This is a genomic window from Phenylobacterium sp. (assembly GCF_044371015.1).
GTDB lineage: Bacteria > Pseudomonadota > Alphaproteobacteria > Caulobacterales > Caulobacteraceae > Phenylobacterium.
On record NZ_JBILUK010000215.1, the window covers coordinates 1 to 5,572 of the forward strand.

Sequence of the window (5,572 nt, forward strand, 5' to 3'; positions counted from 1 at the left end):
CTGCGCGCCTGGCGCGTGGTCCCCCTCCCGCCGCTGCGCGGGGGAGGTTTGATGCGTATTCTCCTCACCAACGACGACGGCATCCATGCCGAGGGGCTGGAGGCGCTCGAGAGGATTGCGCGGGTTCTCTCGGACGACATCTGGATCGTCGCGCCGGAGTACGAGCAGTCGGGCGCCAGCCGGGCCTTGACCCTTTCGGACCCTGTCAGGGTTCGTGAACTGGGCCCAAGGCGGTTCGCCGTCACCGGCACGCCGACCGACTGCGTCTTGCTGGGCGTCAACGACCTGATCGAGGGTGCGCGCCCGGACCTGGTGCTCTCCGGCGTCAACCGGGGCGCCAATCTCGCCGAGGATGTCACCGTGTCCGGCACCGTCGCGGGGGCGATAGAGGGCATGGCGCTGGGCGTGCCGTCCATCGCGCTCTCGCAGTGGGGATTCTACGACGGCGCGCACGGCGACTATGCGACCGCTGAGGCGTTTGGTCCGGGCGTCGTTCGCCGCCTGATCGAGATCGGCTGGCCGGCTGATGTGGTCATGAATGTGAACTTCCCCGGCGGATCGCCCGACGACGTGCGCGAGGTGGAAGTGACCCGGCAGGGCTTCCGCGACATGCAGATCCGCCATGCCGAGAAGCGCCTCGATCTGCGCGGGCGCGACTACTACTGGATGGGCTTCCGCCCGCTCCGTTCAAACCCGCCGGAGGGCACCGATTTGCGCGCGCTCTATGACGGTCGGATCTCGGTGACGCCACTGCACATCGATCTCACTCACACGCCGACGCTGCACGCGCTCAAGGGGCGCCTGGGCGGCGCGCCGCCGAAGGCCTGAGCCATGGCCGACCCCAGCAACCCGGCGGACGACGAAACGCCTGATACGCAGATGGCGCGTCTGATTCTGTCGCTTCGCTCCCAGGGCGTGACCGATCCCAAGGTGCTGAACGTCATCGAGACGACGCCGCGGCCGGTCTTCACCCAGGAGCTGTTCCGCGAACGCGCCTTCGAAGATTCGGCTCTGCCCATCGCTTGCGGCCAGACGATCAGCCAGCCGTTCGTGGTCGGGCTGATGACCCAGGCGTTGAAGATCGACCGGCGCGACCGGGTGCTGGAGATCGGCACCGGCAGCGGCTACCAGACCACGATCCTCTCCAGGCTGGCGCGGCTGGTTTACACGGTGGAGCGCTATCGGACGCTGCTGCGCGACGCCGAGGCCCGCTTCAAGGACCTGGGCCTGACCAACGTCATCACCCGCTTCGGAGACGGGGGCGAGGGTTGGCCCGAGCAGGCGCCTTTCGACAAGATCATGGTCACGGCCGCCGCACCGGATGAGCCCAAGGCGCTTCTGAAACAGCTCAAGCCCGGCGGCGTGCTCGTCGCGCCGGTCGGCAAGGGATCGGTTCAGAGCCTCCGGCGCTACACGGGCGACGGGCAGGGGGGATTCGTCGTGGAAGACCTGATCGAGGTGCGCTTTGTGCCCCTGCTCGACGGGGTGGCTCGCGAGCTCTGACCTTTTCGTGTTCGGCCAAAGGGTTGGCGGCGACCGGCCAGGACCGCCATCATTCCACCTCACGCGCCGATGATTCTCGCATTTTGACCGTTCCGGAGCGGTGATGACGTTATCGACTTCCCGACTGGCGCTCGCCGCCCTTTTCGGCGCCACCGCCCTGGCTGCCGGCGGCCTGCCCGTGGCCGCATGGGCGCAGGACGGCGCTCAACGCACCGTCACGACCCGCACCGTAACCGGCCGGGTGGTCGACGCCCCCGGCGCGCCGCAGCGTTACACGGTGAAATCCGGCGACACGCTGGAGCGGATCGCCAAGCGTCTGGACACCACCATCGAGGCCCTGGCCAAGGACAACGACTTGAAGTCGCCCTACCGGCTGCAGCCCGGCCAGGTGCTCGAAGGGCCGCGACGGCCCGCCAAGGCCTATGTGGTGGCCCAGGACGACACGCTGTTCGCCATCGCCCGCCGGTTCTCGGTTTCGGTCGAGGCGCTGAGGTCCGCCAATGGACTCTCGCGCAACGCCCAGATCGCGCCGGGGCGGCGTCTGCGGCTGCCCGCCGGGTATCGTGACCGCGGCCCGATTGTCACGACCTCGACGGTCGCCGCCGCCGCGCCGTCGGCGCCGCCGGAAGCCGCCCCGTCGACGCCGGACGTGGTTGAACTTGAAGGGCGCCCGCTGCCGGAGCCGACGCCGACCCGCACCAGCGGCGAACGGACCGTCGTCGAACGCGCCGCCACCGGACGCGTGATCACCATCGATACGCCCGGCGAGGCCTATCGCGTGAAGTCCGGCGATACGCTGGAGAAGATCGCCGGCCGGCTCGACAGCAATGTGCGCGAACTGGCCCGGATCAACGGCCTGAAGTCGCCCTACCGCCTGCAGCCGGGCCAGACGATCCGGGGTCCGGGCGCCAGCGCCAAGGCCTATGTGACCGTGCGGGGTGATTCGCTGGATGAGGTGGCGCGGCGGTTCAGCGTGACCGAGGCCCAGCTTCGCGCGGCCAATGGCCTGCGACGGGGAGCCAGCCTCTCACCCGGGCGCCGGCTGAAGCTTCCCGCAGGTTATCGCGACCGCGGCCCGATCGTGACCACGACGCGGGTGGCCGCCGCCGAGCCGACGTCCACGCCGCCGATCTCCACGCCTCGGACGGAGGCCGAACCGACCGCGCCCGTCCGAACCGCGCCCCCGCCGCCGAGCCGGCCGACAGCGCAGCTTCCCAGTTCGCCACAGCCCTATGTCCGTCCGCCGGGCGGCATCCCCGGCGCGCCGGTGGCCACCCCGCTTCCCGGTGATGCTCAGATCGTCCAGATGGGGCGCGGCGTCTTCGCCTGGCCGTTGCGGGGCGAGGTGATCTCCGGTTTCGGGGTGCAAGGCCGCGGCCAGCGCAATGACGGCCTCAAGATCCGCGCCCGCGCGGGTGAACCAATCCGCGCCGCCGCTTCGGGCGAGGTGGTCTATGCCGGAGACCAGGTGCCCGGTTTCGGCAATCTGGTTCTGATCAAGCACGCGGACGGGTGGGTGACGGCCTATGGCCATCTCTCCGGCGTCGACGTCCGGATGCAGCAGCGTGTTGCTCAGGGCCAGCAGATCGGCGGGGCCGGCATGAGCGGCGGCGTCACGGAGCCGCAACTCCACTTCGAAATCCGCTACGCGCCCAGCCCGCAGGAGCGGGCCAAGCCGATCGATCCCGCGTTGGTGCTGCCGAAATAGGCCGCTCAGCCGACCGGAGGTTCGCGGTCGAGCTTGCTTTCCGGAATGCCGCCGGCCTCGACCAGGACGCCCAGAAAGCGCATCTCGCCGCCGACAAAGCTGATGTCGGATACGGCGAGCGACCCGTCACGCTTGAGCGCCGAGGCATCGCCGAGGGTCAGCCTCAGGCGCATTTCCTGCGCTGTGTGACCTTCAGCCAGCGCAGCGGCGATCTCGGCGGCGAAGTGGCGGCCGGGCGGCCCGCGGCGGGGCGGTGTGGGGGGCGGACGGCTCATGCGGGGTTGAAGTAGCCGTGCTCGCCGGACACCCGGACTTGCGAGGGTTGGCCGGCTTCCTGTGCGGCGCGGGCGCGGCGGTTGGCGGCCGCGCGGGCGATTTCCTTGTCGCCGCTGACGTCGGAATAGGCGCCTTCGTGCTCAACGGCCCAGCCGCCGGAGTGGCGCATCACGGTGAATACCGCGCGGTTGGTGAGGTCTCGCATCCAGGGCTCCCATCGGGCGCGGTCGTAGCGCCGCCGCGCCGGGGAAGGCCGTCGCGCTTTATGACCTTAACGTGAAGAGCGGGGTCGAGTCCCGTCTTTCAGCTGAATTATTTCCAGAAGTCTTGTTGTTTCGATGGAATGCTGTACGGTCTGTTCGTCGAATATCGCACTGGCTCGCGAGAATTTGGCTTGGACTTCTACGGATTTCCTCGCGCCATTCGCCCACGACCCGTTCCGAGAATTTGATCGAAACGCCGACTTTCGGCGCTAACTCTACCTACCCGGAAGGGGATATATTATGGCTATTGGAACCGTGAAGTGGTTCAACCCGGCCAAGGGTTTCGGCTTCATCCAGCCCGACGACGGCGGTCAAGACGTGTTTGTGCACATCTCGGCCGTTGAGCGCGCCGGCATGAGCGGCCTGAATGAAGGCCAGAAGCTGAGCTTCGAGCTGGAGCGCGACAAGCGCAGCGGCAAGACCTCTGCCGGTCAGCTGCAGGCGGCCTGAGCCTTTTCAGGCTTGACGAGATTTGGGGCCGTCGCGGCGACGCGGCGGCCCTTTCTCATGCGCTATTGCGGCAGGGTGCGGCCGAGCTCTCCGGCCAGATCACGGATGAACTGCCAGGCGACCCGCCCCGACCGACCGCCCCGCGCCTGAGCCCACTGCAGGGCCCGGCGATCCAGGTCCGCCACGGCGAGATCGTGTCGCGCCGCATAGGCCGTCACGGCCGCCAGATAGGTCGCCTGGTCCATCGGCGGGAAGCCGATCCAGAGGCCGAACCGGTCGGAGACGCTGACCTCCTCCTCGGCGTCTTCCGCCACGGCGACAAGCCCGCGATCCTCGGCGTGTCCGCGCGGCATCAGATGTCGACGGTTTGAGGTGGCGACGAAGATCACGTTCTCCGGCGGACCCGAGACGCCGCCCTCAAGGGCGGACTTCAACGCCTTGGCCGCAGAGGCGCCGGCCTCGAACGACAGGTCGTCGCAGAGCACCACAAAACGCTCGGCCCGGCCGCGGAGCTGATCGAACAGGGCGGGCAGCGCCTCGACCCGGTCGCGATCCACCTCGATCAGACGCAGCTTCGGCGCGGCGCGCGCCACATCCATGAACGCGGCCTTGGCCAGCGAGCTCTTGCCCGTGCCGCGAACGCCCCACAGCAGCACATGGTTGGCGGGCAGCCCGTCGGCGAAGCGGACGAGGTTCTCGCGGAACCGGACCTTCTGTCGGTCGACCCCGACCAGATCGTCCAGCGGCAGGCCGTAGTCGGGCGCGGCGTGGAACCGATCATCCCCGGGATCATGCCGAAAGAGCCGGGCGCCATCAAAGGCGGGCGGCGGGGCCGGCGGCGGGGCCAGACGTTCGAGCGCCGCGGCGATCCGGGCGAGAAGGGTGATGGCGTCGGGCTCCATGTGGGTTCGAATACACGAGGCCCGGGTTCCATTGCAAAAGCGGGTTGGCCCGCATAGGTTCCGCCAACTTTCGCGAGGGCCCTCTGGACGCCCCGCGCCATCGCCGACTCCGGAGAGGCCATGTTCGCCACACCTGCTTATGCTCAAGCCGCCGGCGGTGCGCCGGGCGGACCTGAAGCCATGCTGCTTCAGTTCCTGCCGCTCATCGCGCTGGTTGTGCTGTTCTACTTCCTGATGATCCGGCCGCAGCAGCGTCGGATGAAGCTGCATCGCGAGATGCTGGCGGCGCTGAAGCGCGGCGACCAGGTGGTGCTGTCGTCCGGCATCATGGGCAAGGTGGTGCGGGTCGAGGACACCGAGGTCGGCCTCGAGGTCGCGTCGGGCGTCACCGTCAAGGTCGTGAAGTCGATGATCGCAGACGTGCGCGCCAAGGGTGACCCTGCGCCCGCCAACGACTCCAAGGCGTAGAA

Annotated in this window: 8 protein-coding genes; 5 read left to right on the plus strand and 3 right to left on the minus strand. The window is 68.7% G+C overall.

Going from position 1 to position 5,572, the window contains the following annotated elements; genetic code table 11:
• Positions 1 to 51 precede the first annotated feature (51 nt).
• The 3 genes from surE (at position 52) to ACIQ3R_RS14665 (ending at position 3,211) form a co-directional block, all read left to right on the plus strand.
• Positions 52 to 828, plus strand: coding sequence for a 5'/3'-nucleotidase SurE (gene surE / locus ACIQ3R_RS14655; RefSeq protein ID WP_397419606.1), 777 nt, complete (start codon positions 52 to 54; stop codon positions 826 to 828).
• 3 nt (positions 829 to 831) lie between these two features.
• Positions 832 to 1,503: a protein-L-isoaspartate(D-aspartate) O-methyltransferase gene (locus ACIQ3R_RS14660; RefSeq protein WP_397419599.1), complete on the plus strand. Its 672-nt coding sequence runs from the start codon at positions 832 to 834 to the stop codon at positions 1,501 to 1,503.
• A 103-nt stretch (positions 1,504 to 1,606) separates the two neighbouring features.
• Positions 1,607 to 3,211, plus strand: coding sequence for a LysM peptidoglycan-binding domain-containing protein (locus ACIQ3R_RS14665; protein ID WP_397419600.1), 1,605 nt, complete (start codon positions 1,607 to 1,609; stop codon positions 3,209 to 3,211).
• Positions 3,212 to 3,216: 5 nt separating this feature from the next.
• On the opposite strand, the gene ACIQ3R_RS14670 is transcribed toward ACIQ3R_RS14665, so the two are convergent.
• Positions 3,217 to 3,486 (minus strand): hypothetical protein, encoded by a 270-nt coding sequence (locus ACIQ3R_RS14670; protein ID WP_397419601.1) that lies wholly within the window; start codon positions 3,484 to 3,486, stop codon positions 3,217 to 3,219.
• Positions 3,483 to 3,692, minus strand: coding sequence for a DUF2188 domain-containing protein (locus ACIQ3R_RS14675; protein ID WP_397419602.1), 210 nt, complete (start codon positions 3,690 to 3,692; stop codon positions 3,483 to 3,485). The genes ACIQ3R_RS14670 and ACIQ3R_RS14675 overlap by 4 nt, the downstream gene beginning before the upstream one ends.
• Positions 3,693 to 3,990: 298 nt before the next feature.
• Here ACIQ3R_RS14675 and ACIQ3R_RS14680 point away from each other — a divergent pair, with 298 nt between their 5' ends.
• Positions 3,991 to 4,200, plus strand: coding sequence for a cold-shock protein (locus tag ACIQ3R_RS14680; protein WP_397419603.1), 210 nt, complete (start codon positions 3,991 to 3,993; stop codon positions 4,198 to 4,200).
• A 62-nt stretch (positions 4,201 to 4,262) separates the two neighbouring features.
• On the opposite strand, the gene ACIQ3R_RS14685 is transcribed toward ACIQ3R_RS14680, so the two are convergent.
• Entirely contained in the window at positions 4,263 to 5,102 is an 840-nt protein-coding gene (locus ACIQ3R_RS14685) for an ATP-binding protein (protein WP_397419604.1), read from the minus strand.
• Between the two features lie 120 nt (positions 5,103 to 5,222).
• Here ACIQ3R_RS14685 and yajC point away from each other — a divergent pair, with 120 nt between their 5' ends.
• Positions 5,223 to 5,570, plus strand: coding sequence for a preprotein translocase subunit YajC (gene yajC / locus ACIQ3R_RS14690; protein WP_397419605.1), 348 nt, complete (start codon positions 5,223 to 5,225; stop codon positions 5,568 to 5,570).
• Positions 5,571 to 5,572 lie beyond the last annotated feature (2 nt).